This window comes from Natronomonas sp. EA1 (genome assembly GCF_051195035.1).
In the GTDB taxonomy this organism is placed as follows: Archaea; Halobacteriota; Halobacteria; order Halobacteriales; family Haloarculaceae; genus JBNTJV01.
The window spans coordinates 554,991-578,754 of the sequence record NZ_JBNTJV010000003.1 but is presented as its reverse complement, the minus strand read 5'-3'; the positions used below and the strand labels follow the sequence as shown (position 1 = coordinate 578,754).

The 23,764-nt window shown below is 67.9% G+C and carries 30 protein-coding genes and 1 tRNA gene; 17 read left to right on the top strand and 14 right to left on the bottom strand.

The genetic code is table 11. From position 1 onward, the window contains the following. Nucleotides 1-138 precede the first annotated feature (138 nt). Entirely contained in the window at nucleotides 139-378 is a 240-nt protein-coding gene (locus ACQUQR_RS12685; RefSeq protein WP_435196855.1) for a hypothetical protein, read from the top strand. A gap of 3 nt (nucleotides 379-381) precedes the next feature. Here the strand turns inward: ACQUQR_RS12685 and ACQUQR_RS12680 are convergent, their stop codons facing one another. Next, entirely contained in the window at nucleotides 382-1,275 is an 894-nt protein-coding gene (locus ACQUQR_RS12680) for a CBS domain-containing protein (RefSeq protein ID WP_435196854.1), read from the bottom strand. A gap of 69 nt (nucleotides 1,276-1,344) precedes the next feature. Between ACQUQR_RS12680 and ACQUQR_RS12675 the strand changes: the two genes are divergently transcribed. Beyond that, nucleotides 1,345-2,352 (top strand): molybdopterin-dependent oxidoreductase, encoded by a 1,008-nt coding sequence (locus ACQUQR_RS12675; protein WP_435196853.1) that lies wholly within the window; start codon nucleotides 1,345-1,347, stop codon nucleotides 2,350-2,352. Here ACQUQR_RS12675 and ACQUQR_RS12670 read toward each other — a convergent pair. Together ACQUQR_RS12670 and ACQUQR_RS12665 are read right to left on the bottom strand one after the other, a co-directional pair. Continuing rightward, entirely contained in the window at nucleotides 2,349-2,762 is a 414-nt protein-coding gene (locus tag ACQUQR_RS12670) for an RNA-binding domain-containing protein (protein WP_435196852.1), read from the bottom strand. The genes ACQUQR_RS12675 and ACQUQR_RS12670 overlap by 4 nt on opposite strands. Then, on the bottom strand, nucleotides 2,759-3,289 hold the full coding sequence (locus tag ACQUQR_RS12665; RefSeq protein ID WP_435196851.1) for an AAA family ATPase: 531 nt from the start codon (nucleotides 3,287-3,289) through the stop codon (nucleotides 2,759-2,761). The genes ACQUQR_RS12670 and ACQUQR_RS12665 overlap by 4 nt, the downstream gene beginning before the upstream one ends. 96 nt (nucleotides 3,290-3,385) lie before the next feature. Here ACQUQR_RS12665 and ACQUQR_RS12660 point away from each other — a divergent pair, with 96 nt between their 5' ends. Continuing rightward, the gene (locus ACQUQR_RS12660; RefSeq protein ID WP_435196850.1) at nucleotides 3,386-3,760 is read left to right on the top strand and encodes a YccF domain-containing protein; all 375 of its coding nucleotides are present in this window, start codon (nucleotides 3,386-3,388) and stop codon (nucleotides 3,758-3,760) included. Nucleotides 3,761-3,804: 44 nt separating this feature from the next. Further along, a tRNA-Arg gene (locus ACQUQR_RS12655) sits at nucleotides 3,805-3,879 on the top strand. Between the two features lie 861 nt (nucleotides 3,880-4,740). On the opposite strand, the gene ACQUQR_RS12650 is transcribed toward ACQUQR_RS12655, so the two are convergent. Next, nucleotides 4,741-5,838 carry an aminopeptidase gene (locus ACQUQR_RS12650; protein ID WP_435196849.1) on the bottom strand — a complete coding sequence of 366 codons (1,098 nt, stop codon included), beginning with the start codon at nucleotides 5,836-5,838 and terminating at the stop codon, nucleotides 4,741-4,743. A 77-nt stretch (nucleotides 5,839-5,915) separates the two neighbouring features. Between ACQUQR_RS12650 and ACQUQR_RS12645 the strand changes: the two genes are divergently transcribed. Further along, a complete protein-coding gene (locus ACQUQR_RS12645; protein WP_435196848.1) occupies nucleotides 5,916-6,356 on the top strand; it encodes a DUF4385 domain-containing protein in 441 nt (146 codons plus the stop codon). On the opposite strand, the gene ACQUQR_RS12640 is transcribed toward ACQUQR_RS12645, so the two are convergent. Next, a complete protein-coding gene (locus ACQUQR_RS12640; RefSeq protein ID WP_435196847.1) occupies nucleotides 6,353-7,183 on the bottom strand; it encodes a hypothetical protein in 831 nt (276 codons plus the stop codon). The two genes, ACQUQR_RS12645 and ACQUQR_RS12640, sit on opposite strands and share 4 nt — an antisense overlap. 51 nt (nucleotides 7,184-7,234) lie before the next feature. Between ACQUQR_RS12640 and ACQUQR_RS12635 the strand changes: the two genes are divergently transcribed. Genes ACQUQR_RS12635 through ACQUQR_RS12620 form a run of 4 tightly spaced genes read left to right on the top strand, consistent with a single transcriptional unit; the run spans nucleotide 7,235 to nucleotide 10,083 of the window. Next, the gene (locus ACQUQR_RS12635; RefSeq protein ID WP_435196846.1) at nucleotides 7,235-7,918 is read left to right on the top strand and encodes a lipoyl protein ligase domain-containing protein; all 684 of its coding nucleotides are present in this window, start codon (nucleotides 7,235-7,237) and stop codon (nucleotides 7,916-7,918) included. A 25-nt stretch (nucleotides 7,919-7,943) separates the two neighbouring features. Next, nucleotides 7,944-9,245 (top strand): dihydroorotase, encoded by a 1,302-nt coding sequence (locus ACQUQR_RS12630; RefSeq protein WP_435196845.1) that lies wholly within the window; start codon nucleotides 7,944-7,946, stop codon nucleotides 9,243-9,245. A 46-nt stretch (nucleotides 9,246-9,291) separates the two neighbouring features. Beyond that, nucleotides 9,292-9,594 carry a CopG family transcriptional regulator gene (locus tag ACQUQR_RS12625; RefSeq protein ID WP_435196844.1) on the top strand — a complete coding sequence of 101 codons (303 nt, stop codon included), beginning with the start codon at nucleotides 9,292-9,294 and terminating at the stop codon, nucleotides 9,592-9,594. Further along, entirely contained in the window at nucleotides 9,595-10,083 is a 489-nt protein-coding gene (locus tag ACQUQR_RS12620) for a hypothetical protein (protein ID WP_435196843.1), read from the top strand. On the opposite strand, the gene ACQUQR_RS12615 is transcribed toward ACQUQR_RS12620, so the two are convergent. Both ACQUQR_RS12615 and ACQUQR_RS12610 read right to left on the bottom strand, forming a co-directional pair. Further along, nucleotides 10,080-10,718: a DUF5806 family protein gene (locus ACQUQR_RS12615; RefSeq protein WP_435196842.1), complete on the bottom strand. Its 639-nt coding sequence runs from the start codon at nucleotides 10,716-10,718 to the stop codon at nucleotides 10,080-10,082. The genes ACQUQR_RS12620 and ACQUQR_RS12615 overlap by 4 nt on opposite strands. A 160-nt stretch (nucleotides 10,719-10,878) precedes the next feature. Next, nucleotides 10,879-11,223, bottom strand: a complete 345-nt coding sequence (locus ACQUQR_RS12610) for an SHOCT domain-containing protein (RefSeq protein ID WP_435196841.1) — start codon at nucleotides 11,221-11,223, stop codon at nucleotides 10,879-10,881. Nucleotides 11,224-11,296: 73 nt separating this feature from the next. Between ACQUQR_RS12610 and ACQUQR_RS12605 the strand changes: the two genes are divergently transcribed. Together ACQUQR_RS12605 and ACQUQR_RS12600 are read left to right on the top strand one after the other, a co-directional pair. Further along, a complete protein-coding gene (locus ACQUQR_RS12605) occupies nucleotides 11,297-11,665 on the top strand; it encodes a universal stress protein (RefSeq protein ID WP_435196840.1) in 369 nt (122 codons plus the stop codon). Continuing rightward, nucleotides 11,662-12,186 carry a GNAT family N-acetyltransferase gene (locus ACQUQR_RS12600; protein ID WP_435196839.1) on the top strand — a complete coding sequence of 175 codons (525 nt, stop codon included), beginning with the start codon at nucleotides 11,662-11,664 and terminating at the stop codon, nucleotides 12,184-12,186. Before ACQUQR_RS12605 ends, ACQUQR_RS12600 begins: the two co-directional genes overlap by 4 nt. Here the strand turns inward: ACQUQR_RS12600 and ACQUQR_RS12595 are convergent. From ACQUQR_RS12595 to ACQUQR_RS12580, 4 genes are all read right to left on the bottom strand, one after another. Continuing rightward, nucleotides 12,183-12,617 carry a universal stress protein gene (locus ACQUQR_RS12595; protein ID WP_435196838.1) on the bottom strand — a complete coding sequence of 145 codons (435 nt, stop codon included), beginning with the start codon at nucleotides 12,615-12,617 and terminating at the stop codon, nucleotides 12,183-12,185. The genes ACQUQR_RS12600 and ACQUQR_RS12595 overlap by 4 nt on opposite strands. Nucleotides 12,618-12,664: 47 nt before the next feature. Beyond that, nucleotides 12,665-13,027, bottom strand: a complete 363-nt coding sequence (locus tag ACQUQR_RS12590; RefSeq protein WP_435196837.1) for a NifU family protein — start codon at nucleotides 13,025-13,027, stop codon at nucleotides 12,665-12,667. Nucleotides 13,028-13,561: 534 nt separating this feature from the next. Then, nucleotides 13,562-13,882 (bottom strand): DUF5783 family protein, encoded by a 321-nt coding sequence (locus ACQUQR_RS12585; protein ID WP_435196836.1) that lies wholly within the window; start codon nucleotides 13,880-13,882, stop codon nucleotides 13,562-13,564. Between the two features lie 51 nt (nucleotides 13,883-13,933). After that, entirely contained in the window at nucleotides 13,934-15,022 is a 1,089-nt protein-coding gene (locus ACQUQR_RS12580; protein ID WP_435196835.1) for a PrsW family intramembrane metalloprotease, read from the bottom strand. 70 nt (nucleotides 15,023-15,092) lie between these two features. Here ACQUQR_RS12580 and ACQUQR_RS12575 point away from each other — a divergent pair, with 70 nt between their 5' ends. Both ACQUQR_RS12575 and ACQUQR_RS12570 read left to right on the top strand, forming a co-directional pair. Further along, a complete protein-coding gene (locus ACQUQR_RS12575) occupies nucleotides 15,093-15,467 on the top strand; it encodes a DUF7532 family protein (protein WP_435196834.1) in 375 nt (124 codons plus the stop codon). Then, nucleotides 15,464-16,837 carry a DUF402 domain-containing protein gene (locus ACQUQR_RS12570; protein ID WP_435196833.1) on the top strand — a complete coding sequence of 458 codons (1,374 nt, stop codon included), beginning with the start codon at nucleotides 15,464-15,466 and terminating at the stop codon, nucleotides 16,835-16,837. The genes ACQUQR_RS12575 and ACQUQR_RS12570 overlap by 4 nt, the downstream gene beginning before the upstream one ends. Here ACQUQR_RS12570 and ACQUQR_RS12565 read toward each other — a convergent pair whose 3' ends face one another. Next, complete coding sequence (locus ACQUQR_RS12565; RefSeq protein ID WP_435196832.1) at nucleotides 16,838-18,220, bottom strand: LVIVD repeat-containing protein; 1,383 nt, start codon at nucleotides 18,218-18,220, stop codon at nucleotides 16,838-16,840. It lies immediately after the preceding gene. 83 nt (nucleotides 18,221-18,303) lie between these two features. Here ACQUQR_RS12565 and ACQUQR_RS12560 point away from each other — a divergent pair, with 83 nt between their 5' ends. The 3 genes from ACQUQR_RS12560 (at nucleotide 18,304) to ACQUQR_RS12550 (ending at nucleotide 19,933) form a co-directional block, all read left to right on the top strand. Then, entirely contained in the window at nucleotides 18,304-19,041 is a 738-nt protein-coding gene (locus tag ACQUQR_RS12560) for an SDR family NAD(P)-dependent oxidoreductase (RefSeq protein WP_435196831.1), read from the top strand. Nucleotides 19,042-19,244: 203 nt separating this feature from the next. Then, nucleotides 19,245-19,460: an AbrB/MazE/SpoVT family DNA-binding domain-containing protein gene (locus ACQUQR_RS12555; RefSeq protein ID WP_435196830.1), complete on the top strand. Its 216-nt coding sequence runs from the start codon at nucleotides 19,245-19,247 to the stop codon at nucleotides 19,458-19,460. Beyond that, on the top strand, nucleotides 19,457-19,933 hold the full coding sequence (locus ACQUQR_RS12550) for a PIN domain-containing protein (RefSeq protein WP_435196829.1): 477 nt from the start codon (nucleotides 19,457-19,459) through the stop codon (nucleotides 19,931-19,933). The genes ACQUQR_RS12555 and ACQUQR_RS12550 overlap by 4 nt, the downstream gene beginning before the upstream one ends. A gap of 4 nt (nucleotides 19,934-19,937) precedes the next feature. Here ACQUQR_RS12550 and ACQUQR_RS12545 read toward each other — a convergent pair whose 3' ends face one another. Beyond that, nucleotides 19,938-20,135, bottom strand: a complete 198-nt coding sequence (locus ACQUQR_RS12545) for a hypothetical protein (protein ID WP_435196828.1) — start codon at nucleotides 20,133-20,135, stop codon at nucleotides 19,938-19,940. Continuing rightward, the gene (locus ACQUQR_RS12540; RefSeq protein ID WP_435196827.1) at nucleotides 20,135-20,695 is read right to left on the bottom strand and encodes an LURP-one-related/scramblase family protein; all 561 of its coding nucleotides are present in this window, start codon (nucleotides 20,693-20,695) and stop codon (nucleotides 20,135-20,137) included. The genes ACQUQR_RS12545 and ACQUQR_RS12540 overlap by 1 nt, the downstream gene beginning before the upstream one ends. A 116-nt stretch (nucleotides 20,696-20,811) precedes the next feature. On the opposite strand from ACQUQR_RS12540, the gene uvrA reads away from it, so the two are divergent. Continuing rightward, a complete protein-coding gene (gene uvrA / locus ACQUQR_RS12535; protein ID WP_435196826.1) occupies nucleotides 20,812-23,748 on the top strand; it encodes an excinuclease ABC subunit UvrA in 2,937 nt (978 codons plus the stop codon). Nucleotides 23,749-23,764 lie beyond the last annotated feature (16 nt).

Below are 23,764 nucleotides of genomic sequence, written 5' to 3'. Positions count from 1 at the left end.
GAGATGACAAACCATGTAGTAACACGAAGGTTCATTACAGTCTATGCAATAGGATGGGGTACATGACGCACGTGGTACGCGCACTTCGCTAATTCTCCCCCGACCAGTACCGCGTCCGAACGCCTCATCCCAACCAGAATGCAGCAGACACTCACCAAGCCCCGTACAGCCCCCGAGACCGCTCCCGAGACGACACCCGACCCCACAACCGACGAGCGACCCCGTGCCGGCGCGCGCCCCACGACCCCGAAGACGGACCCGTGGGCGAGCGAGACGGAAGAGCAGTTCACGAGCGACCGTGCGCCGCGTACGTTCGACCCCTTCTGCACCCGGCAGATTACGACGCTCATCGAGAAGCAGGCGGAGACCCCGGAGTAAGGGCTACTCCGCCGTCGTCACCGCGGACGTCTCACCCGCCGGCAGTTCGTCCATCAGCACGACGGCCTCCCCGTCGATGACGCGCTCGCCGGCCTCGTTGTACACCGCGGTCGCGACCTCGTACTTCCCCCCGCCGAGCGCCTCCGTGACCTCACAGACCGCGGTGACGCGCTGGCCCGCCCGGATCGGCCCCAGGAAGCGGAGGTCCTGCGCGAGATAGATGGTGAGCCCCGGCAGCCGCGCGAGCGCCGCGGAGATGAGCCCCGTGGTGAGGATGCCGTGGACGATGGGGCCGCCGAACCTGGTGTTCGTCGCGAACTCGCTGTCGAGGTGGAGACGGTTCGTGTCTCCCGACGCCTGCGCGAACGCCCGCACGTCCTCGAGCGAGACCGTCTTGCGGAACCGGAACACGTCGCCCACGCTGAGCACGTCCTCGCCCTCGTGTTCGAACTCCCAGTCGGCGTCGTCCATCTCGGGGCTCGCGCGCTCGCGCTCCCCCCGCTCCCGCTCGCGCTCGGAGAGGTGCGGGAGGTAGGTCGCGAGGTCCGAACTCGTGAGGATGCCGACCAGCCCGTCGTCGTCGACGACCGGCAGTCGACGGATGTCGTGTGTCGTGAGGAGTTCGGCGGCGTGAGCGAGCGTGGCCTCCGGCCCGACGGTGACGAGCTCGGTCGTCATCACGTCCCCGACGGTGGTGTCGTCGAGCGCGGCCCCCTCGGCGACGAGCCGGACGATATCCGCCTCGGTGATGATGCCGACGGGACCGTCGTCGACGACGACGAGGCTCCCGACGTTGGCTTCGCGGAACTGCGCGGCAGCCTCCCGGACCGTCGCGGTCGGCGTGACCGTCCGGACCGTCGTGCTCATGAGGTCCGCGACGGAGAGTGGTACGAGCATTGGGGAGTAAGATGAGCCGGGGGGTCTTGAGCGAAGGGGTACAAGGCCCTCGCTCCCCTACTGTCACACATGCTCCCCCCGCGGCTCGTCGATGGGGGCCTCCTCGCGGGCCTCGTCGTCCTCCTCGCCACCGGCGTGACGAGTCTGGTCTCCGGCCACCCGAGCGACGCGTGGGTGTTCACCGTCCACGCGGTCGCGGGTGTCGTCCTCGTGGGCCTGCTCGCCGCCAAACTCTGGCGCGTTCGCGACCGGATCCGCTCCCGCGTGAGCGTCCTCCTCGCCATCGTCGCGGGTGGGGCGCTCCTCTCGGGTCTCGCGTGGGTGTTCGGCGCTTCCTTGAGCATTGGACCGTGGGGCCTCCTCAACCTCCACATCGGCCTCGGCCTGCTCGTCGTGCCATTCCTCGTCATCCACCTCCGCACCCGGTTCCACCTCCCGCGCCGCGCCGACTTCGCGGACCGCAGAGAGGCGCTCTCCTTCGGCCTCCTCCTCGGGGCCGGCATGGCCGCCTGGCGCGTCCAGGGCGCGGTGAACGACGCCCTCGACACCGTCGGCGCGCGGCGACGGTTCACCGGCTCGCGCGAACGCGGCTCCCGCGCGGGCAACCGCTTCCCCATCACCTCGTGGGTCGCGGACGACCCCGGCCCCATCCGGGCGAGCGAGTGGACGCTCACCGTCACCGGTGGTCCCGAGCCACTCGAACTCACGTACGGCGACCTCACGCCCGAGACGACCAAATCCGCCCTGCTCGACTGCACGAGCGGCTGGTACTCCGAGCACGACTGGCAGGGCGTCCGCGTGGGTGACCTGCTCGACATGGCGGACGCCAAGGGCAAGTGGGTCCAGTTCCGGTCGGTGACGGGCTACCGCTGGTCGTTCCCCATCGCGGAGGCACGCGAGAGCCTGCTCGCCACCCACGTCGACGGCGAGCGGCTCTCGCACGGCCACGGCTTCCCGATTCGGCTCGTCGTCCCCGACAGGCGTGGCTTCCAGTGGGTGAAGTGGGTCACCGAGGTTCGGGTGAGCGACCGACGCGACAGAAGCGAGTGGCTCGCGGTGTTCGTCTCGGGCTTTTAGTCCTCGGGTTCGACGGGCCGGCCGTCCTCCGTCGGAGGCGCGACGCTGTCCACGAACGACTCGGGGTCCGGGCTCTCCACGGTGATGTTGACGTGGATCTCGCCCAGCTCGCTCGGCTCGCCGACGGCGAAGTTGACGATCCCCTTGAACGCCGCCTGCTTCTTCAGATCGAAGGAGAACCGGTTCCCCTCCTGCCCGCCGAAGAACGCCCCCCGCGCCGTGTCGAGGATGGCCTGCTCGTGGAGCTTCTCCGAGAAGCCCGCCATCGAGTGGGTCGTCCCCCGGAGCTCGCCGTGCTGGTGGGTCAACTCGATCTCGGGGAAGAGGTTCTCGATGGCGTCTCTCACCCGGTCGGTGACCTCCGTGTCCTTCACCGGCGCCGTGACCTCGATGTTCGCGCGGTAGATCATTCGAGCACCTCCGTGATGCGCTGCCGGAACGCCGCCAGGCTCTCCGTGTTTTCGATCTCGACATCGGCCGCCTCGATGGCCCGCCCCATCCCGAAGCCGAGTTCGCGGTCGTCCCGCTCCCGGAGCGTCTCCGCGGCGGTGTTGTCCCGCCCCCGCGCGTCGATGCGCTCCGCGCGCACCTCGAACGGCGCGGTGATGGCGACGAGCGTGAACTCCTCGCCGAACGCCTCCTCGAAGCACTCCACCTCGTCGTCAGATCGCAGGCCGTCGACGAGCACCGTGTCGTGTTCCTCTACGGCCTCGCGGATGAGCGGGAGGCTCCGCTTCGCGATGGCCAGCGGCCCGTCCTCGTCTCTCAGCGCCTGCGCGATCTCGCCGTGGTGCTCCGCGGGGTCTAACCCCCGGTCCCGGCACTCCTGCCGGATGACGTCCCCCATCGTGATGACGGGGATGCCGCGCTCGCGGGCGAGCCTCGCGGCCTCACCCTTCCCGCTGCCCGGCATCCCGACGGTTCCGATGACTCGCATTCGCCCGACCTAGCCCCGAACGGCGCATAAGCGCTGTGACTCGGGCTTTTCACCCATCCACTCGGGCTTTTCACCCCTCCCCACGTAGGGGGGCGTATGGCCCGCTCACTGCTCACCCGCGCGCTCTGGTTTCTCTTCGTCGGCTGGTGGCTCACGCCCGTCCTCATCAACGTCGCGTGGCTCCTGAACGTCACCGTCATCGGCATCCCCATCGGCATCAAACTCGTCAACCTCGTCCCCACCGCGCTCTCGCTCGCGGAGCCGCGGTCGCTCTCCGACCCCGACGGGGCGAAAGGCCAGCGCTCGCTCCTCGTCAGAGCCGTCTACTTCCTGTTCGTCGGCTGGTGGCTCTCCTTCATCTGGGCGAACGTCGCCGCGTTCCTCGCGGTCACGATCATCGGCCTGCCATTCGCCTTCTGGCTGTTCAACAGGCTCCCCTACGTCACCTCCCTGTATCGCTTCCACGGCTGAGAATCCTCACCGCTTTTATCCTCGACGCGAATACGACCCAGCGAGGGCACGTAGCTCAGTTTGGACAGAGCGACGGACTTCTAATCCGTTGGTCGTGGGTTCAAATCCCATCGTGCTCGCTTTCTGCGACGAGCTAACGCGCGAGCCGCGGCTTCGCCGCGCTCGCGCCGTGAGTCGCAGAAGCGAGCACCGTGGGTTTGAACCACGTCGGAGCTCTGCTCCGACGGAGGTTCAAATCCCCGTCGCTGGCGCGACGGGTTCTCGTTCACTCACGGTGTTCGTTCACGAGAATCCCGCGAGAGCGGAGCTCTCGCGTAGTTCGCAGAGCCTCCGGCTCTGCTCACTCCCATCGTGCTCGTTTCGATTCCCCGACTGAACAGGTGAACACCCGACCCGTGGCCCCGGGTTTCTGGATGAGCGGCCAGTCGAAATCGTCCTCTGGCACCGGAATCAGATGGTATCTCGATTATCTCGAATATAATTTGAAATGCGATTCAAAATGGCTGAAATTGGGTAGTGATTGTACTGCCTAGTGTCCTAAAACATGGTTGAACACAAAGTTTATTACTATATTCGTGGATGATTCGGTTGTAATGCACGTGAACGATGTCCGAACGCCGACGCGGTCCGAGTGTGGCCCCTCGTGTGGTGGTGTGCTCGCACTCGACGGGTCGGTCAGTTCCCCGCGTGGACGGAGGTGGTCGGCCAGGGCGTGACCGAGTTCCATCCTGAGAAGCTACCATGGTGCTCTGCCACACCATATCCGATGACTGGGGACCCGACAGGGTCCGCCGGTCGTGCTCTTGCGGTCACGACGGCTCATCTCCGAGCCACGCATTCTGACGCGCCCACCTCTGCCCGACGAGTGGAGCCGTCACACCCCGCACGCGCGGCGCTCGCCGTGGTGCCGTAGATGCTGTGTCCTCGTTCTCGCTCTCGCGGCCTCTCCACCGGAAAAAACGAGCCGTCGCGTTCCGTCGCTACTCCTCACTAAATCCGTCTTCGAACCGGAAGGTGCCGTTGCGCTGGACGATCTCACCGTCGACCTCGATGAACGAGTCCTCGCTCATGTCGACGATCATGTCCACGTGGACGGCGGAGTGGTTCTGCTCGTTCCCCTCGCCGACGCACTCGGTGTAGGCGCGGCCCACGGCCATGTGGACGGTGTCGCCCATCTTCTCGTCGAACAGCATGTTGTAGGTGAAGCGGTCGATGTCGCGGTTCATCCCGATGCCGAGCTCGCCCAGCCGGCGCGCGCCCTCGTCGGTCGTGAGGATGTCGTCGAGCACGTCCTCGTTCTTCTCGGCGCTCCACTCGACGGCCTCCCCGTCCTCGAAGACGAGGCGGGCACCGGTGATCTCCTGCCCGCGCTGGTAGACCGGCTTGTCGAAGTAGACCTCGCCCTCCACGCTGTCGGGAACGGGTGCGGTGAACACCTCGCCACCAGGAAGGTTGTTCTCGCCGTAATCATTCAGGGTCTCGTTCCCCTCCACGCTCATGGTGACGTCTGTCGTCTCCCCGGAGACGATGCGGACCTCCGCCGCGCCGTTCATGATGTCGCACATCTGCTGCTGGTGGTCGCGCACCGCGTCCCAGTCCTTGAGGACGGCGTCGTAGACGAAGTTCTCGTAGGCCTCCGTGGACAGCTCCGCGAGCTGGGCGTTCGCGGCGGCGGGGTACTGCGTCAGACACCAGGTCTTCCCGAGTCGCTCTTCGAGGAGGGGCTGGCGGGCCTGGCTGTAGGCGGTCTGGACGTCGCCGTCGATGTCCGACTCCTCCGAGACGTTGGCGTCCGCGCGGATGGCGATGTAGACGTCCATCGCCTCGAACAGCGCCCGTTCGTGTTCCGGGACCTCGAACTCCCCGTCGTGATTTCTGAGATATGCGCGCCGGAAGCGCTTCCCGAGTCGCTGCTGGATGACGAGGGGGTTCGCCCCCACGTCGGCGATCTTCTCGTGGAGCGCGGCGACGAGGTCCTCGCTCACCGGGTGGGCGTCGATGACGACGTTGTCTCCCGCGTCGAGGCCGACGGAGTGGTCGACGATGACCGCCGCGTGCTCACGGATTCGTGGGTCCATATCGCAAATCTTGCACACGGTCGCATACTCCTTTCGGAAGCCGAATCCCTACGCCCCCTGCACCCGAACATCCCCCCATGAGCGACGACCCCGAGTACGACGTGAACTTCCGCGAGCACCCCGAGCGCTACCGGGTCGAACGCGGCGAACAGGGCGTGTTCAAGGTCGAACCGTACAAGTCAGCGCTCCTACCGCTGTGGGGGTACGCCGACCGCGAGACGGCCGACGCGGGCGGGGAGGCCATCTACCGGAAGTTCCTCGCGTACAAGGAGAACGGGGAGTTCCCCGGGATGGACATGGCTCGGAAGTACCTCCAGATGGGCTACACGCGGGCGATGCGCTACGCGCGGTATCCTGGTGGCCAGAAGTACGTTGATGGCGAGGAGCGCGATCCCACCTTCTGGGCCGACCACGACAAACGGGAGGCCGCACTCGTCTACGAGGTCTGGTGGGAGCTGGTCGAGTCGGACGAGGCGTACACCGAGCAACGCGAGGCCTGGCGCGAGGAGCGCGGCTAACCCAGCACGAGCCGTTCCCCCTCCCGGATCACCACTTCGATCTCCTCTCCTTCCTCGAATGTGTGCCCCTCGTGGAACACCACCTTCGCGCCGAACTTCTCCCGTGAGGCGAACAGCGAGAGCCCCGTCGCGCGCGTCCGGTTCGCGACCACCTGCACGTCGTTCCATGTGGTGTCGCGCCCCGTCGCCGCCCCGACGCGGGTCCCGAGCAGCGACACCGGCCCCTCGTGCGGCGCGAGCACCCCGCCACCGGTGTAGTGCGGGAGCCCGCCGTCGAGCGGGACGCCCTCGTCGGCGGCGATGGCGACGAACCCCCGCTCTGAACCTTCGGGCCCGTCGAGCTGGACGTGGGTGGGGCCGGTCTCTACCACGGTTCCCGTCCCGTCCCACGGAATCCCCGTGACCGCCACGTCGAGGTGGAGCGGCAGCGACCCGGACGCGCGGTAGGCGTTCTGCGTGGGCTCGCGAACGCCGAGGTGGATGTGGTTGTCGACCCACTGCCCGAAGAAGCCGGAGCGCACCATCTCGCCGAGGGAGTCCCCGACCTCGACGCGGTCACCCGGCTCCACACCGGGGTCGACGTGGAGAATCCGGGCGACGTACTCCCCCATGTCGACGAGGATGAGGTGGTCGTGCTCTCCGGCGTACGGCTTCGGCGGACAGCTCACGGTGCGGGTGTCGATGATCTCGCCAGCCACGGGCGAGGGCGCGTCGTTCGTCTCGGGATACAGGTCGACGGCGCATCCGGTGTCGTGGGCGGGATACGGCGAATTGTAGAGCGAGAAGCGGGGGTACCGCGAGACGACACTCCCCGGCAGCGTGACCATACCCCATACTGGGAGCGGGAGCCTTTAGCGGCGTCGTCCCCGAGTGGGCGTATGCGCGTGATTCGCGGTCGAGCCGCGAGCATCGAGGCGGACCGTGCGGTCACGGCCGCCCTGCGCGAGGACGTGGCCGAGTCGGGCGAGGCCGCGGTCCGGGTCTGGGCACCCCACCGCCAGATCGCGTTCGGGCGGCGCGACGCCCGCGCCCCCGGCTACGCCCGCGCCCGCGAGGCCGCCGCCGAACACGAGTTCCCCAGCTACGAGCGCGCCGTGGGGGGACGGGCGGTCGCGTACACGGGCACGACGCTCGCCTTCGTGCGCGTCACCCCCCTCGCCGACGTGCGCCGGGGGATGGACGAGCGCTACGACGCCGCGGTCGCGGACGTACGCCGGGCGCTTTCGCATCTCGGCGTCGAGGCGGAACGGGGGGAGCCGCTCCACGCCTTCTGTCCCGGCGACCACTCGCTCTCGTCTCGTGGCAAGATCGTCGGCATTGCCCAGCGCGTGCGCAAGGGCGCGGCCCAGACCGCGGGCTGTCTCGTCGTCGACGGCCACGAGGAGATCGCGGCCGTCCTGACGCCCATCTACGAGGCATTAGAGGTGCCGTTCGACCCCGATTCCGTGGGAAGCCTGGCCCGCGCCGGGGGGACTGCGGACGTGGAGACCGCCAGGGGAACCCTCGAACGCGCGCTCGTCGGCGACGAGCCCATCACGGTCGAGGAAGTCCGCGGGGTTTAGGCCCCCATCGCCCCCACACCGGGTAATGCTCATTCACGACGCGACGCTCGCCGACGGGCGCGTCCGGGACGTCCGCATCGCGGGCGAGACCATCGCCGAAATCGCCCCCGACATCGAGGGTGACGGCCTCGACGCCGACGGGAAACTCCTCCTGCCGGGGATGATCGACGCCCACGTCCACTTCCGGGAGCCCGGCGCGAGCCACAAGGAGGACTGGACGACGGGCTCGCGCTCCGCGGCCGCGGGCGGGGTCACCACCGTCGTCGACCAGCCGAACACGTCGCCGCCGACCACCACTGGTGAGGCGTTCGACGAGAAGGCCGCACTCGCCGCGCCCTCCCTCGTCGACTACGGCCTCAACGGCGGGGTCACGCCGGAGTGGGACCCCGATTCCCTCCTGGAGAAACCCCTGTTCGCGCTCGGCGAGGTGTTCCTCGCCGATTCGACCGGCGATATGGGCATCGACCTCGGGCTCTTTTCCGACGCCGTCGCCCGCGCCGCGGAGGCGGACGTGCCCGTGACGGTCCACGCGGAGGACGCGACGCTGTTCAATCAGGGCGCGAAAGACCGTGACGACGCCGACGCGTGGAGCGCGTTTCGAACGCCTGAGGCCGAGGCCGCCGCCGTCGAACGGGCCTGCGAGGCCGCGAGCGACACCGGCGCGACGGTCCACATCGCCCACACCTCCACGCCGGAGGGGGTCGACATCGCCCACGACGCGGGGCTCACCTGTGAGGTCACCCCGCACCACCTGTTCCTCTCGCGAGACGACCTCCCCGAGTTGGGCACGTTCGGCCGCATGAACCCGCCGCTTCGCTCCGAGGAACGCCGCGAGGAGGTGTTCGAGCGACTCGCCGACGGCACCGTCGACATCGTCGCGACGGACCACGCGCCCCACACCCGCGCGGAGAAGGACGCGAGCATCTGGGACGCCCCCTCCGGCGTGCCGGGCGTCGAGACGGCGCTCCCGCTCCTCCTCGAAGAGGCCCGCCAGGGTACTCTCTCCTACGAGCGCGTCCGTGACGTGACGGCGAAAAATCCGGCCGAGATCTTCGGGCTCGACTCGAAGGGCACCATCGAGGAGGGGAAGGACGCCGACCTCGTGCTCGTGGACCCCGACGCGGCCCGCGAGATCCGCGGCGAATATCTCCACTCGAAGTGCGGCTGGACGCCGTTCGAGGGGAACCTGGGGGTGTTCCCGGAGCTCACGATGGTCCGGGGCACCGTCGTCTACCGGGACACCGCGGCGGGCCGTGACGCCGCTGGCTCCCTGCGAGCGCGTGAGGCCGAGTTCGCGGAGGCCGTCGGAAAGAACGTCAGGGAGTAGCGCAACGGCGGCAGACCTAACCTCCTGTACATACAACGTCTGTACGATGGGCACCAAGCGCGTGAACTTCCGCATCCCCGAGGAGCTCCTGACCCACGCGGATATCGCGGCCGAGGTCACCCACAAGAACCGGACGGAGGTCCTCATCGAGGCGCTCCGGCGGTACCTCGCGGAGATAGAGGCCGAGGAGAGCTTCCGGGAGGCCGTCGTCGAACTCTACCTCGACGACGAGATCGGGTTCGACGCGCTTGCCGAGGTCATCGGCCGGCAGGACGCGGAGGCGGTCCGAGCTTCGAAGGACGTGCTCGACCGCGGGGAGGAGCTGGCGGACGACCTCGCGGACCTGTAGATGCTCGTTTTCGATACGAGCGCGCTGATCTCACTCGGTGTCGGCGACGTTCTCGACCCGGTACTCGACGAGCTCTCGGTGGCCACGACCGCCCTCGTGTGGGCCGAACTCGAGGAGACGAGTGGGTACGACGACAGACACGGTCGGGCCGCGCGCGCCGTTCTCGAATGCGAGCCCCGACTCGAACTCGTTGACGTGACGGGCGAGGCGTTCGTGACGAGCCGTATCGACGCCGGAGAGGCGAGCTGTGTCGCCGCTGTCCGGACCCTCGATGCGCCCTTCCTCATCACCGACGACTTCCGGGCCCTCCCCGAACTCCAGCGACTCGTCGATGCGGAGGTCGCGCTCTCGCCTATCGTCCTGCGGGCGCTCGTGAAGCGAGGCGCACTCTCGGAAAACGAAGCCCGAACGGCGTTCGACGCCATCGCGGAGGGCCGCGACTGGCTCGGCGCGCCCATCTATCGGTACGCGCGTCGGCTGTTCGACTAGTCGTCGGCCGCGCTGTGGGTGTGCCCGCATTCGGGACACTCGAACTCCTCGTGGCGGAGTGCCGCCGACGATTCGCGAACCTCGCGCATCACCGCCGAAATCCGGTCCTCGGCGTCGAGTTCGTCCTCGACGGTGAGCTCCACGCCCTCCACTTCGAGCAGGAACTTCGCCACCTCCGTCACCTCGTACATCAGGTCGTCGAGCTCCTCGGCGGTGAAGAAGTCGCACATCGCGCCGTAGAGGAACGTCGCGCCGGCCTTCCTGACTTTCCCCTCGAACGCCGCGCGGGCCTGGTTCACGGCCTGCGGGGAGTAGGTGTCCGTCATGAACGGCACCAGCTCGGGCAGGTGCTCGCCGATCTTCGTCATCTCCACGCCCGTCTCGGTGCGGAAATCGGCACACAGCCGGGCGATGGCCCACTCCCGCGCCGTGATGTAGGTCCGGTCGCGGAGGAACTCGTTGGCGCGGTCGTAGGTCGCGCCGTCGATCTTCGAAAAGCGGGTGTACTCGCGGACGTCCGCGGGCACGTCGTCCCCAGCGTCGCTCCCCACGTCGTCCGTCGGGTCGTCGGCCCCGGTGGCGTCGGCCGCGTCCACCCGCCGAATCGCCTGCTGGACCTCCTCGTGTTCGCTCATACCGGAGTTGTGGTGCCCCGGCGAAAAAGCGTGTCGCCGGGCGTCCGCCGTGCGTCAGACGGTGCGACCCACGCTTGCGGGGTCGCACGAGGTCCACGCTTGCGGGGTCGCACGAGGTCCACGCTTGCGGGACCGCACGCGACCCACGTGGGACCGCGTCCTACGACCGCTCCGTCTCCCGTCGCTCCACGTACTCGCGTGCCGTCGACTCGTCGTCCGTCTCCAGCAGGCGTTCCAGCCGGCGCTCGAACTCCTCCTCGTCCAGCTCCCCGTTGGCGTACCGGCGTTTCAGGTCCTCGAGCGGGGTCGCCTCCGGCTCGCCGTCCGGTTCCGTCTCGTCGCTCTCGACCAGCATCGCGAAGATGGGGAGGAGGACGGCGAAGCCCACCACCCAGACCATCCAGAACCACGACTGCCCCGAGAAGAGGGCGAGAAAGCCCGCGCCCAGAACCAGCATGGCGAAGAGCCCCTCGGCGTTCTCCCGGGCGTTATCGACGACTCCCATACCTCTCGGTCGGGTCCGGGAGTGTAAAAACTCCGCCGGGACGCTTTTGAGGGACGCAAGCGTGGCTCACAGTATGAACGTCCTGTTGGGTATCGGCGGGAGCGAGGACTCCTTTCGGGCGCTGGAGAAGGCGCTCGACCGGGTCGTCGAGGCCGGCGATACGCTCACCGTCGCCGTCGTGGAGAACCCCGCGTCGGCCCCGACACCGGGGGACATCGAAGCGCGGGTGTCGTCGGCGCTCGACGACGCGGGCATCGACGCGGAGATCGTCCGGCTGGAGGGCCACGCCGGGAGCCGTCTCACGGAGTACGCCGAACAGGGCGGGTTCGATCGCATCGTCCTCGGCGGGGGCGAGACCAGCCCGCTCGGGAAAGTCCAGCTCGGCTCCATCGCGGAGTTCGTCCTCCTCAACGCGACCGTCTCGGTGACTCTCATCCGATGACTCCCCGTGACTACCCGGACGAGATCGCGGGCCCGTACGACCCACCGCCGAAGTCGTTCACGGACCGGGAGGGCCGCGAGATCGAGATCCGCCGGTACGAAAGCGGGCTCGACCCCCTCGTCGAGATGTATCTCGATTTCGACCCCGAGGACCGCGCACAGGGGATCCCCCCGACGGAGGAGAAGCGCATCCGCAAGTGGCTCGAGGCCATCCTCGGCGAGGGCTGCATCAACGTCGTCGCGGTCCACGAGGCGCCCGTAGGCCACGCCACGCTCGTCCCCGACGGCGACGGCGCCTACGAGCTCGCCATCTTCGTCCTCTCGGAGTACCAGGAGAGCGGTATCGGCACCGAGCTCATCACCGGCCTGCTCGGCGCGGGTCGCGAGTCGGGGATCGACCGCGTCTGGCTCACCGTCGAGCGCTGGAACCGCGCCGCCATCGTCCTCTACGAGAAGGTCGGGTTCGAGACGCACGACGACGGCAGTTTCGAGCTGGAGATGACCGCACGCCTCTCGGATTAAACCGAGAGGACGGGCTGGGAGGCGTGTGCCAGCACGTACTCCGCGGCTTTCTCGATGACGGCACTCGGGTCGCCGGTCACCGGCTCGCGCGGGATGACGACGAAATCCGCGTCCACGGCCTCCGCGGCGTCGAGGATGACGCTCCCGGGGTGCTGTGAGAGCCGGGACAGCGAGAAGCCGTACGCCGAGGAGTGGGTCACGGGCACGTCACCGGCGAGCGCGCGGACCGACGCCATCGCCGACTCGCTCTGGGCGACGGCCTCGGCCTCGGTGAGGTCGCCCACGGCCACCCCGCGGACCACGGCCTCGCCGAACACGTACAGCGCGTGGATCTTGGCGTCGTACCGGTCCGCGATCGCTACGGCGTACTCCATCGCCTCCATCGCGGCCTCGCTGTCGTCGACCGGCGCGAGCACCGTCTCGATGTTCATAGCTGTCGCTGTCGCGGTGAGGAGAAAAAACTACGCTTCGCTTCGGCTCAGAAGGGGGCCTGCGGGCCTTCGTCCTCGTTCTCCTCGCCCTCACCCTCGCCGGGGAAGGAGGGGGACATGCCGCCACCCATCCCACCGTCGTCGCCGCCCATGCCGGTGTTGGCGTGGACCGCGGTGATCTCGGGGATCTCCTTCGTCATGCGCGATTTGATGGCCTGGATCGTCATCGGAGAGATCCCACACCCGGAGCATGCGCCCCCGAGCATGATGGTGACCTCACCCGTCTCGCGGTCGAGGTCCTGGATGGCCGCGCTCCCACCGTGCATCTGGATCTGCGGGAAGTTCCGGCGGAGGAAGTTCGAGATACGCTCTCGAAGGTCGTCGTCGCCGCCTGCGGATTCCGTGCTCATGTCCGCGGCTATGGTTTCGTCGGCCTTAGCCCTTTGGTTGGGGTGTGGATTGTGGGATGGTGTTTCGTTCTTTTGTGTTCGAAACGCAGTCTCTCGCCGGTGTGTTGTCTGGTCCGCGAATACCGAGTAGCACGTCCAGCGTTGTCGTTGTGCGACCGGGTCCGCCACCACCACTTCGAAAGCCCCCGTGCGCTCGCGGTCGCTGCGCGAGATATTCGCTTCGCGAATAGGGCTCGCGCAGGCGACTCTCCTTCGGCGCGAGCCCACGGCCCCTTTCAGTCCCACCCGAGGCGGCTGTTCCGCAGGCTACCGTGGGTCGGCTGGTCGGTCAACCACCCAGGGTGGGACTGAAAGGGGCGACGCGGTCGGCGAGCGAGGCGATGTAAGCACCGCAGGAGCGAGCGTTAGCGAGCGACGAGGAGCGCAGCGAGCCACAGCCGCCGAGCGCGTCGGGGCTTTCGAGGTGTTGTTGATGGCTGTCGCTGCGGTCACGGCGACATTTAAAAACAAACCCAAAAGCAACAAAAACAGCGATTACGACAGATCGAACTGCTTTCTGAGCTGCGAGCGGATCTCCTCGAGATACTCCTCCAGAATCGCCTCCAGTTTCTCCTCGGCCACGACGACGGCCGTGAGTCGCTCTTTCGGGTTCTCCGGGAGGTCGATGGTGAACTCACCGTCGCCCTCGTAGTGCGGTTCGGACTCGTTGAGGATCTGCTGGTCGATGCCGTGGATCAGCGTAGAGTCGTACTGCTCGTTCATGGTGTTAAAGGCGTCCTTGTACGCCTGCTGGAGCTGCGGGAAGTACGCGACGTACTTCTCCTCCTCGAAGGACTCGGGGGTGAGGTCGCTCATGGTCGGGAATACCGGCGCGGCGTAAAAAGCGGGGCGGTTGTCGGTCCCCGACTACTCCTCGAACTCCGTGCGCTCGGGGGTGAACGCCGACTCGTCGCGGTTCCGTTCGGCCGTGACGGCCGTGAACGCGGCGCGGTAGCGCGAGAGCTTCCGGAAGAGGATGTACGCGAAGACCCCGTCGTAGACGATGACGAAGGCGAAGAACATCACCAGCTGTGAGGAGCCGGTGAGCGCGGCGGCGACGCCGGGGATGATGCCGACGAGGGTGTTGTACGTCGCGTGGATGAACGCGGCGATGACGAGCCCCTTCACGACGATGGGGCCGGCCCGCTCCTGGTTGAACTTCGCGAGGCCGAGGTAGTAGCCCGCGAACGCGGAGTAGATGACGTGGCCCGGTCCGGCGAGCGCGCGGAGGGCGGTGATCTGCCCACCGGCGCCGATGATGTTGCCGAGGATGCGCTCGATGCCGCCCGCGGCGAGCGCCCCCCCGCTGAGGACCGCCAGCCCGCCCGCGAGCTCGACGACCTGGCCGCTCCCGTTCAGCCCGCGGGTGATATAGAGCGCGTTTTCGATGGTGGCGAAGCCGAGGCCCGCGACGGCGCCGTAGACGGTGCCGTCGATGACGGAGTCGAAGCGGTCGTCGCGGTAGGCGTGGAGCCGGACGGCGAGGAGTTTCACCGTCTCCTCCGCCGGCCCGACGACGAGATAGAAGAAGAGGACGATACCGACGAGCGGAATCGCCCGGAGGACGCTCCCGAGCAGGGTGTTCACGATGGCGGCGAAGCCCGCGAAGACGACGCCGAAGACGAACGTGACGACGAGCAGGTCCAGCGGCTCCGAACTCGTGATGTCCGTGAGATAGACGTAGGCGACCAGTCCGAGGGCCGGGATCACGGAGAGGACCACCAGCCCGATGGCGTAGGGGTCCTCGGCGAAGGTGGCCCCGATAGAGCCGAGGATGAACTGCGAGAGGAGGATGACGATGCCGAGGAGGATGACGATCCCCCGGACGGTCGCGATGACCCCGCGGTAGAGGCGGATCGCGAGCCGGTCGAGGGCCGTTCGTGGCTCCCACGTGGCGATGTCGTAGAGGTCACGCGTGCCGTCCGACCGCGCCTCCACGGGGTCCCGTTTGCCCATACCCGGTTGTCGAAGGGGGTCGACGTAACGCTTTGGCCGAATTTTTACTCCCGGCCCCCGAACGCGGGGTATGCACTGGGACCAGCGCGAGCAGGCCGCGCTCCGCGACGCGGGGCTCTCGACCGAGGACCTGAAGGAGGCCTCGGCCGCCGTCGCCGACGCCACCGCGGAGACCGCGGACGCCCTCACCGAGTTCTTCGCCGCACACGACACCGTCTACTCCGATATGGATATCGCCCACTCGACGACCGAGTATCCCGAACACACCGTGGACCACGTGGACGTGTACACCCACAGCGCCGACCTGCGCGGGTATCTCAAATTCGACACCTGGGGTGTCCCCATCGAGGACGGCCGCGTCCTCACCGAGACGATGGTCGAGCTGACGCTCGGCCCGACCGTGAACGGCCGGACGCGCTTCGCGAGCACGCGCGACGAGCTATGAGCGAGTCGCCGCGCGTCCGCGTCCGGGGGATCTACACCACCGCCATCACCCACCTGTTCGACGAGGTGGTGCAGGCGTCACCCCCCATCGAGCGGCGGTTCGACCGGGCGTTCCCCCTCGCCCCGGCGGACGTGGAGGTCGACACGACGTTCGACCGGCAGGGCGTGCGGCTCACGGGCGCGCCGGAGGCCGTGCAGGAGGCCACGGACCGCCTCCAGAGCCTCTCTGTCGACACCCTCGCGTGGGCGTCACCGGCCCCGCGCGGCGCGGTGTTCCAGGGGGTCGTAACGGACACGCTCGGCTCGGGTGCCGTGGTCGATCTCGGTGAGACGGAGGGGTTTCTCCCCTACCGCAACGCCGAGGACCGGGTGGAGGAAGGCGACGTGCGCCGGGTACAGGTCACGGCGAGCGAGCCGCCGTGGTGCTCCGACCGCCCCGAACTCCACACCGGCCTGGAGGTGCCGGGGTCGATGCTCACGCTCTCGTACGGGGGGCGTCCGCGAGGCCCCGACGAGCTCCTCCGGATGCAGGAGCTCGTCCCGCAGTCCCCGCCGGAGGGGTGGGCCACGCGGTGGGACCCGCACGTCGGTGACGCCTCGATGGAGACCATCGGCGAGGCCATCGAGGCCGCGAGCGAGCGGGCGGAGACGCTGATGCAGGGGGTCGCCGGCGCGGACCCGGACGACGCGCCCGGCCCCCTCGTCGAACTCGAAGCGACGACGCACGTCTGGTTCGGGCGCGAGGGCCGGTTCGCGCTCGACGACCTGCGACGGGAGGTCGCCACCACGATGCCCGGCCACCACCGCATCAAGGCGGGGACGAACGCCGCGAGCGCCGCGGTCGACTTCGCGGAGGCCGTCTGTGACCCCGCGGGGGAGTTCCCCTTCGACACCGTGGCCCGGCAGTTCGGGCCGCGCGAGGGCGACCGGGTGAGCCTCGGCCACGGGAAGCCCGACGGCCGGCTCATCACGCTGGGGAAGGGCGAGGTCACCACGCGCGATGCGGACGGCATCACCATCGAACGCGAGATGAGTCCGGGCGGGACCTACGACGCGCTGGGGGTCCCCCGCGAGTCGGGTGATATCGCCACCACGAAACTGAAGGAGGGCCGCTGGTGGTACGCCACCGTCTACCGGGGGGAGAACGGCGAGCGCCGCGGCACCTACGTCAACGTCTGTACGCCCGTCGAGATCTTTCCGGAGACGGCGCGCTACGTCGATCTCCACGTCGACGTGGTGAAACACGCCGACGGCACGGTCGAGCGCGTGGACGACGACGAGCTCGACGCCGCCGTGGAGGCCGGGAACGTCCCCGAGGCGCTCGCGGAGCGCGCGCGGCGGGTCGCGTCGAAGATCGAGAACGCGCTTTGACTACTCCCCGTTTCGTCGGCACAGCCATCCACCCACCCCGAGCGCCGCGAGCGCGCCCACGAGCGAGAACCCGGGCTGGCCCGTCGCGGTCGGCGAGTCGGTCGGAGAGGGTGAGGGCGTCGGTGTCGGGGTGGGTGTCGGCGTCGGCGTGGGGAGCCGCGGGTCGGCGAACGTGTAGATGGCGGCGTCCTGTGCGGGGGTCTCCGCCGCGGGGTTCTTCCGGCTGGAGGCGAGGAAGAAGGACCCGTCGACCCCGGCCTGTGCGGTCCAGAAGGAGGTCGTCTCGCTGTCGCGCCACGCGAACAGCTCCTCTGGATTCGAGGGATCAGTCACGTCGAACACCCGGACGCCCCCCCGGTACCACGAGGTGTAGAGCTTCCCGTCCGCGAACTCGAAGTTGTGCGAGGTGGTCCACACGCCGGAGAAAGACTCGTCCTCGCTCGGCGGGGCCTCGATGACCGCCAGCTCCTCGGGCTGGCTCGGGTCCGACACGTCGTAGAGAGTGATCCCGCCCGGCCGGACGTCAGCCTCGGCAGGCTCGATGTCCCACGACTCCACGCCGACCGCGAGCAGGGTCCCCGCGTCGTTCATCGCGGCGAAGTGGTCGTTTCCGGGGGTCTGGAGCGTCTCCTCGCGGATCTCGTCGTCCGAGAGTCCCTCGAACGCCTCGGGGGAGCGACCACGGACCCGGCTCACGAGTTCGGGGGCCGATGGGTCGGAGACGTCCACGAGCCACGTGCCGGCGTCCCACTGCGCGAGCGCGGCGACCCCGTTCGTCACCGACACGTCGTGGAGGGGCCACAGCCCGAACGAGAGGTCGGCCCACCCCTCCTCCACCGAGGTGATGGACCACCGGCCCAGCGCCTCGCCCGTCTCGGCGTCGACGGTGACGAGCGCGTTCTCCTGGCCGTCGTTCCCACAGAGGAAGACGGTTCCGTCGGCGATGTCGCAGTTGTGGTTGAAGAAGCTCGTCGCGTGGACGGAGACCTGCTCGGGGGCGGTGGGGTCGGAGACGTCGTAGACGACGACCCCCTGGAACGGCCGGGAGCCGGCCGGGTTCGCGGGGCCGGTGACGGCGAGCCGGTCCCCGTCGAGTTTCACGTCGTACACCTGCTCCATCGGCCCCTTCTCGGGGTCCGGGGTGACCGCGCGGTTCTCGTAGACGAGTTCGGGGGCAGCGGGGTCCGAGCAGTCGACGACGGCGAAGCCGTCCGTGACGGCGACGAAGGCGGTGGAGCCGTCGTCGCTCACGACGGCCTCCTTCGCGCGGGGGAGGGTGAGGCGGCCGAGCACCGCGCTCGACTGGGCGGTTGCGGGGAGGGTGCCGACGGTGGCGAGGCCGAGACCCGCACCCGTGGCACGCAACACGTCTCGTCGGTGCATACCGACCACTGGGGCCGGCGGGACCTAAAAGGGTGGTCGCCCGGGAGCCACAGGGCTTTCCCCTCTCCGAGCGCAGAGGGGGTATGATTCAGCCGGACCTCTCCACGCGAACCGCCCTCGTCACCGGGAGCGCACAGGGGCTCGGGCGCGCGTTCGCCCTCGCGCTCGCCGACGCGGGCGCGGACGTGGCCGTCCACTACCACTCCAGCGACGTGCAGGCCGAGGCCACGGCCCGCGAGATTCACGAGCTCGGCGTCGACAGCGTCGCCGTGCAGGGGGACGTGACCGACCCCGACTCCGTCGACGCGATGGTCGAGGAGGTCGAGGCCGAGCTCGGGAGCGTCGACGTCCTCGTGAACAACGTCGGCGATTTCGCCCCTTCGCACTGGCAGGACATCGACTGGGGCACCTGGCAACGCGTGCTCTCGACGAACCTCGACGGGACCGTCCTCTGTGCGAGACGCGTCCTCCCCGCGATGCGCGAGCAGGGGTGGGGTCGCATCGTCAACGTCGGCTACGCCTCTTCCGAGAAGGCGATGGTCAGCCCGAAGAACTTCCCGTACTTCGTGGCGAAGACGGGCATCCTGATGTTCACGCGGATGCTCGCCGCGGACACGCAAGACGACGGCATCACCGTCAACGCCGTCTCCCCGTACGTCGTCGAATCGTCCGACGAGTTCCCCGACGACGCTCCTCGGGGAAGATGGGCCTCCTTCGACGATCTGACCCAGGCGATGCTCTTCTTCTGTGACGAGGGGAGCGACTACATCTCGGGGGAGAACATCGAGGTGGATGGCGGGTGGCTGCCGGAGAACGTGTGACGTGTTCTCCTGGACGCGAGCGGAGCGAGCGTCCGGCTTTTTGATTCAGCTTTTTCCGAGGAGCGGGTAGCCGGCTTTGCCGGCTACTTGTTCCGTGACGGCTTCGCCGCCACGCGGTTCCCGCAGCGAGCGCAGCGAGGAACCCCGACGCCGAAAAAGGCGGGGGAGTAATACTTTTATTGTAATACTACAAAGTAATACCCATGCCGAAAGTCACGACGAAGGGGCAGGTGACCATCCCGAAGGCGATCCGCGACCGGCTCGGTATCGACCCCGGTGACGAGGTCGAGTTCGTCGAGACCAACGAGGGGTACGTTCTCCGCAAGACCCCCGGAGAGAACCCCTTCGAGAAGTGGAAGGGGAGCCTCGAAACCGACCGCACGACTGAGGAGATCATGGACGAACTCCGCGGCCGATGAGGACCGTCGTCGACACGAGTGCGCTCATCGCATCACTGAACGACGACGACGTGCACAACGACGCGGCGACCGCGCTGTTGGGACGGGCCTCCGAGGAGGGTGCGTTGCTCATCAACGACCCGATCTACGCGGAGCTGTCGGTGCACTTCGAGAGCCACGAGACGCTGCGGGCGTTCCTCGACGACACCGGCCTCATCCGGGGCTCGCTCGGAGCGGAGACCTGCTGGCTTGCTGGGGAGCGATACCGAGCGTATCTGCAGAACCGAGGGCACGCGCTCGCCTGTCACGAGTGCGGTCACGAAGCGACCTACGAGTGTCCGAACTGTGGAGCCCGCGTCCGCTCGCGACAGCACATCCAGTCGGACTTCCTCATCGGCGCGCAGGCTGAGTGCGAGGCCGACCGCCTGCTCACCTTCGACGGCGGCTTCTTCGAGACGTACTTCGACGTGGCGACCCTCTCCGTCAGGGCGTAGCGGTTCAGTTCCCCTCCGGTTCCTCGTCCTCGCTCTCTTTCTCCCCGCCTCTTCTCTGCTGGAACGCCGCGGCGAGCGCGAGGCCGATGGCGAACCCCACGGGAATCCACAGGCCGATGTTGTCCGTCGCCACGCCGACGCCGGCCCCGATGGCGATACCGACCCCGATACCGGGTGCGAGCGCCTCCTCGTCGAACTCCATCAGTTCCCTTCCAGCGCGTCGATGGCCACCGCGGCAGCCACGAGCGCCTCCTTCGGCGCGTCGCCCACGTCCCCGAGGTGGAGGTCGTAGGTGTCGCGCACGGAGAGCCGACCCTTCAGACTCCCGAGGGTCGTCCCGTCCGGCGCCTCGATGGTGTAGCTGTGGGGGATGAGGCCGAAGATGCCGGAGACGTTCCGCAGTACCTCCACGAACGTGCTCCCCGACTCGATGGTCGCGTAGAGCTCCCCGTCGGGGCCACGGATCCGCCAGACGTGTTTGAAGAAGGTGAACTGCTTCTCGAGGACGGCCAGCACCTCACCGTCGGGCGTGGTGAGCGTGTAGTCGCCCGCGAAGTCGAACATGGACTTCGCCTTCACCCGAAAGACGGGGTTCCCGTCGCCGTCGAGGAACGGGAACTCCTCTTTCATCCTGAAGAGCTTCTGTTTCGTCTGGAGCAGCAGCGCTCCGGAATCGTCGTAGATGCGGTACTTGTTCCGGAACAGCTTCTGTTTGATGACGTAGTCGTCGCCGGTGAGGTCGACGCCGGGGAGCTCGTCCATACGCCGGGGTTCGACGCCCGCCCTGAAAAGCGCTGAGGCCGGTGTGTCAGTTCGTTCCACGACACTCCTCCACACCAATCGACAGCGTTTCACCCGCCCGGTTCGTTCGCCAGATAATGACGAAGGACTACATCGAAGTCCGGGGTGCGTCCGAGCACAACCTCAAGGACGTGGACGTGCGCATCCCCCGCGAGGAGTTCACCGTCGTCACCGGCCTGTCGGGGTCGGGGAAGTCCTCGCTGGCTTTCGAGACGGTCTACGCCGAGGGGCAGCGCCGCTACATCGAGTCGCTCTCCGCGTACGCGCGGAACTTCCTCGGTCAGATGGACAAACCGCAGGTCGAATCCGTCGAGGGGCTCTCCCCCGCCATCTCCATCGACCAGAAGAACGCCGCGAACAACCCCCGATCGACGGTGGGGACGGTGACGGAACTCCACGACTACCTCCGACTCCTCTACGCCCGTGTCGGCACCCCGCACTGTCCCGAGTGCGGGAGAGAGGTGGGTGAGCAGTCCGCGCAGAACATGGTCTCGCGGATTCTCCAACTCCCCGACGGAACGCGGGCGAAGCTCGCCGCGCCCGTCGTCCGCGACCAGAAGGGGGCGTTCGAGGACCGCTTTGATGAACTCGTGTCGGCGGGCTACTCCCGCGTCGAGGTCGACGGCGAGGAGTACGACCTCACCATCGAGAAACCCGAGCTGGACGAGAACTACAACCACACCGTCGACGTGGTCGTCGACCGCGTGAAGGTGAGCGAGGAGGCCCGCTCTCGGATCACGGACTCGGTGGAGACGGCCCTCGAGGAGGCCGACGGCGTTCTCAAAGTGATTCTCCCCGACCCGCCCGAGGGGGTCGATTTGGGCTCGCGCGAGCGGCGCACGGGCGACCTCGCGGGCGCGGGCGACGACCGCCTCGTCACCGTCTTCTCGGAGGCGCTCGCCTGCACGCACTGCGGCATCGACCTCCCCGAGATCGAGACGCGCTCCTTCTCCTTCAACAGCCCCCACGGCGCCTGCCCGGAGTGTGAGGGCATCGGCGAGACGAAGGAGATCGACCCGGACCTCGTCGTGCGTGACCCCTCGAAACCCCTCAAGGACGTGTTCGAGGCGTGGTCGTACAACCGCTCGTACTACCGGACCCGCATCGACAGCGTCGCGGAGCACTTCGGCGTGAGCGTCCACACGCCCTTCGCGGACCTCGACGAGGAGGTCCAGCAGGCGTTCCTCTGGGGCACCTCCGAAGACGTCGTCTTCAAGCGCCGGACGAAGAACGGCACCCGACGCAAGGAGAAGCCGTTCGAGGGGGTCATCGAGAACCTCCAGCGGCGGTACGTCGAGACGGACTCCGAGAGCACGCGCGACCACATCGAGAAGTTCATGGCCACGACGACGTGCCCGGCGTGTGACGGCACCCGCCTCAAGCCCGAGTCCCGCGCGGTGCTCGTCGCGGACACCTCCATCACCGAAATCAACCGACTCTCCATCGGCGACGCCCTGGAGTACTTCGAGGGGCTGGAATCGGACCTCGACGAGCGCGGTCGCACCATCGCCGAGGAGATCCTCAAAGAGATCCGTGCGCGACTCGGCTTCATGGAGGAGGTCGGCCTCGAGTATCTCACCCTCGACCGGGAAGCCTCCACCCTTTCAGGTGGAGAGAGCCAGCGCATCCGGCTCGCGACGCAGGTCGGCTCCGGGCTCGTGGGCGTGCTCTACGTGCTCGACGAGCCCTCCATCGGGCTCCACCAGCGCGACAACGACAAGCTCCTCAACACGCTCGAAGGCCTCCGTGATCTGGGCAACACGCTCGTCGTCGTCGAACACGACGAGGCGACGATGTGGCGGGCCGACACGGTCATCGACATGGGCCCCGGCCCCGGCAAGCGCGGGGGTGAGGTCGTCGTCAACGGCCCCGTCGAGGAGGTGATGGAGACCGAAGCGTCGGTCACCGGTGACTACCTCGCCGGCCGCCGCGAGATTCCCGTCCCCGACGAGCGCCGCGACGCCGACGGCTATCTCACCGTGCGGGGTGCGCGCCAGCACAACCTCGATAATCTGGACGTGGATTTCCCGCTCGGCTGCTTCACCGCGATCACGGGTGTCTCCGGCTCGGGGAAGTCCACCCTGCTCCACGAGATCCTCTACAAGGGCCTCGTCCGCCGGATGAACGACACCGACGTCTTCCCCGGCGAGCACGACGATATCGAGGGAATCGACCAGATCAAAACGGTGCGGCTCATCGACCAGTCGCCCATCGGCCGGACGCCCCGCTCGAACCCCGCGACCTACACCGGGGTGTTCGACCGCATCCGCGAGCTCTTTGCAGAAACGAAGCTCTCGAAACAGCGCGGCTACGAGCGCGGCCGGTTCTCCTTCAACGTGAAGGGCGGGCGCTGTGAGGCCTGTGGCGGGCAGGGGACGGTGAAGATCGACATGAACTTCCTGTCGGACGTGTACGTCCCCTGTGAGGAGTGTGGCGGCGCGCGCTACAACGACGAGACGCTCGACGTCACCTACAAGGGGAAGACCATCGCCGACGTGCTCGACATGGACGTGGCGGAGGCGTACGACTTTTTCGAGGCCGACTCTCGCATCCGACGGAAGCTCCAGCTCCTGCTCGACGTGGGGCTCGACTACATGAAACTCGGCCAGCCCTCCACCACGCTCTCGGGCGGCGAGGCCCAGCGCGTGAAGCTCGCGGAGGAGCTGGGCAAGAAGGACTCCGGCGAGGCGCTCTACCTGCTGGACGAGCCCACCACGGGCCTCCACTCGGAGGACGAACGGAAGCTCATCGAGGTCCTGCAACGGTTGACGGACTCGGGCAACACCGTCGTCGTCGTGGAACACGAACTCGACCTCGTGAAGAACGCCGACCACATCCTCGATCTGGGCCCCGAAGGTGGCGAGGGCGGCGGCCACATCGTCGCCTCAGGAACGCCCGAGGAGGTCGCGCACGTCGAGGACTCCCACACGGGTCGCTACCTCCGGGACCTGCTCCCCGCCGTGGAGCTGGAGGGGCCGCGGTCGGATAGAGTGGCGAGTCCTGGGGACGACTGAGCGGTGTCGCCGTACT

Excerpts from the sequence above, each read along its gene's own strand:
- ACQUQR_RS12685 (WP_435196855.1), top strand. The coding sequence starts at position 139 with ATGCAGCAGACACTCACCAAGCCCCGTACAGCCCCCGAGACCGCTCCC.
- ACQUQR_RS12680 (WP_435196854.1), bottom strand. The coding sequence starts at position 1,275 with ATGCTCGTACCACTCTCCGTCGCGGACCTCATGAGCACGACGGTCCGG.
- ACQUQR_RS12675 (WP_435196853.1), top strand. The coding sequence starts at position 1,345 with ATGCTCCCCCCGCGGCTCGTCGATGGGGGCCTCCTCGCGGGCCTCGTC.
- ACQUQR_RS12670 (WP_435196852.1), bottom strand. The coding sequence starts at position 2,762 with ATGATCTACCGCGCGAACATCGAGGTCACGGCGCCGGTGAAGGACACG.
- ACQUQR_RS12665 (WP_435196851.1), bottom strand. The coding sequence starts at position 3,289 with ATGCGAGTCATCGGAACCGTCGGGATGCCGGGCAGCGGGAAGGGTGAG.
- ACQUQR_RS12660 (WP_435196850.1), top strand. The coding sequence starts at position 3,386 with ATGGCCCGCTCACTGCTCACCCGCGCGCTCTGGTTTCTCTTCGTCGGC.
- ACQUQR_RS12650 (WP_435196849.1), bottom strand. The coding sequence starts at position 5,838 with ATGGACCCACGAATCCGTGAGCACGCGGCGGTCATCGTCGACCACTCC.
- ACQUQR_RS12645 (WP_435196848.1), top strand. The coding sequence starts at position 5,916 with ATGAGCGACGACCCCGAGTACGACGTGAACTTCCGCGAGCACCCCGAG.
- ACQUQR_RS12640 (WP_435196847.1), bottom strand. The coding sequence starts at position 7,183 with ATGGTCACGCTGCCGGGGAGTGTCGTCTCGCGGTACCCCCGCTTCTCG.
- ACQUQR_RS12635 (WP_435196846.1), top strand. The coding sequence starts at position 7,235 with ATGCGCGTGATTCGCGGTCGAGCCGCGAGCATCGAGGCGGACCGTGCG.
- ACQUQR_RS12630 (WP_435196845.1), top strand. The coding sequence starts at position 7,944 with ATGCTCATTCACGACGCGACGCTCGCCGACGGGCGCGTCCGGGACGTC.
- ACQUQR_RS12625 (WP_435196844.1), top strand. The coding sequence starts at position 9,292 with ATGGGCACCAAGCGCGTGAACTTCCGCATCCCCGAGGAGCTCCTGACC.
- ACQUQR_RS12620 (WP_435196843.1), top strand. The coding sequence starts at position 9,595 with ATGCTCGTTTTCGATACGAGCGCGCTGATCTCACTCGGTGTCGGCGAC.
- ACQUQR_RS12615 (WP_435196842.1), bottom strand. The coding sequence starts at position 10,718 with ATGAGCGAACACGAGGAGGTCCAGCAGGCGATTCGGCGGGTGGACGCG.
- ACQUQR_RS12610 (WP_435196841.1), bottom strand. The coding sequence starts at position 11,223 with ATGGGAGTCGTCGATAACGCCCGGGAGAACGCCGAGGGGCTCTTCGCC.
- ACQUQR_RS12605 (WP_435196840.1), top strand. The coding sequence starts at position 11,297 with ATGAACGTCCTGTTGGGTATCGGCGGGAGCGAGGACTCCTTTCGGGCG.
- ACQUQR_RS12600 (WP_435196839.1), top strand. The coding sequence starts at position 11,662 with ATGACTCCCCGTGACTACCCGGACGAGATCGCGGGCCCGTACGACCCA.
- ACQUQR_RS12595 (WP_435196838.1), bottom strand. The coding sequence starts at position 12,617 with ATGAACATCGAGACGGTGCTCGCGCCGGTCGACGACAGCGAGGCCGCG.
- ACQUQR_RS12590 (WP_435196837.1), bottom strand. The coding sequence starts at position 13,027 with ATGAGCACGGAATCCGCAGGCGGCGACGACGACCTTCGAGAGCGTATC.
- ACQUQR_RS12585 (WP_435196836.1), bottom strand. The coding sequence starts at position 13,882 with ATGAGCGACCTCACCCCCGAGTCCTTCGAGGAGGAGAAGTACGTCGCG.
- ACQUQR_RS12580 (WP_435196835.1), bottom strand. The coding sequence starts at position 15,022 with ATGGGCAAACGGGACCCCGTGGAGGCGCGGTCGGACGGCACGCGTGAC.
- ACQUQR_RS12575 (WP_435196834.1), top strand. The coding sequence starts at position 15,093 with ATGCACTGGGACCAGCGCGAGCAGGCCGCGCTCCGCGACGCGGGGCTC.
- ACQUQR_RS12570 (WP_435196833.1), top strand. The coding sequence starts at position 15,464 with ATGAGCGAGTCGCCGCGCGTCCGCGTCCGGGGGATCTACACCACCGCC.
- ACQUQR_RS12565 (WP_435196832.1), bottom strand. The coding sequence starts at position 18,220 with ATGCACCGACGAGACGTGTTGCGTGCCACGGGTGCGGGTCTCGGCCTC.
- ACQUQR_RS12560 (WP_435196831.1), top strand. The coding sequence starts at position 18,304 with ATGATTCAGCCGGACCTCTCCACGCGAACCGCCCTCGTCACCGGGAGC.
- ACQUQR_RS12555 (WP_435196830.1), top strand. The coding sequence starts at position 19,245 with ATGCCGAAAGTCACGACGAAGGGGCAGGTGACCATCCCGAAGGCGATC.
- ACQUQR_RS12550 (WP_435196829.1), top strand. The coding sequence starts at position 19,457 with ATGAGGACCGTCGTCGACACGAGTGCGCTCATCGCATCACTGAACGAC.
- ACQUQR_RS12545 (WP_435196828.1), bottom strand. The coding sequence starts at position 20,135 with ATGGAGTTCGACGAGGAGGCGCTCGCACCCGGTATCGGGGTCGGTATC.
- ACQUQR_RS12540 (WP_435196827.1), bottom strand. The coding sequence starts at position 20,695 with ATGGACGAGCTCCCCGGCGTCGACCTCACCGGCGACGACTACGTCATC.
- uvrA (WP_435196826.1), top strand. The coding sequence starts at position 20,812 with ATGACGAAGGACTACATCGAAGTCCGGGGTGCGTCCGAGCACAACCTC.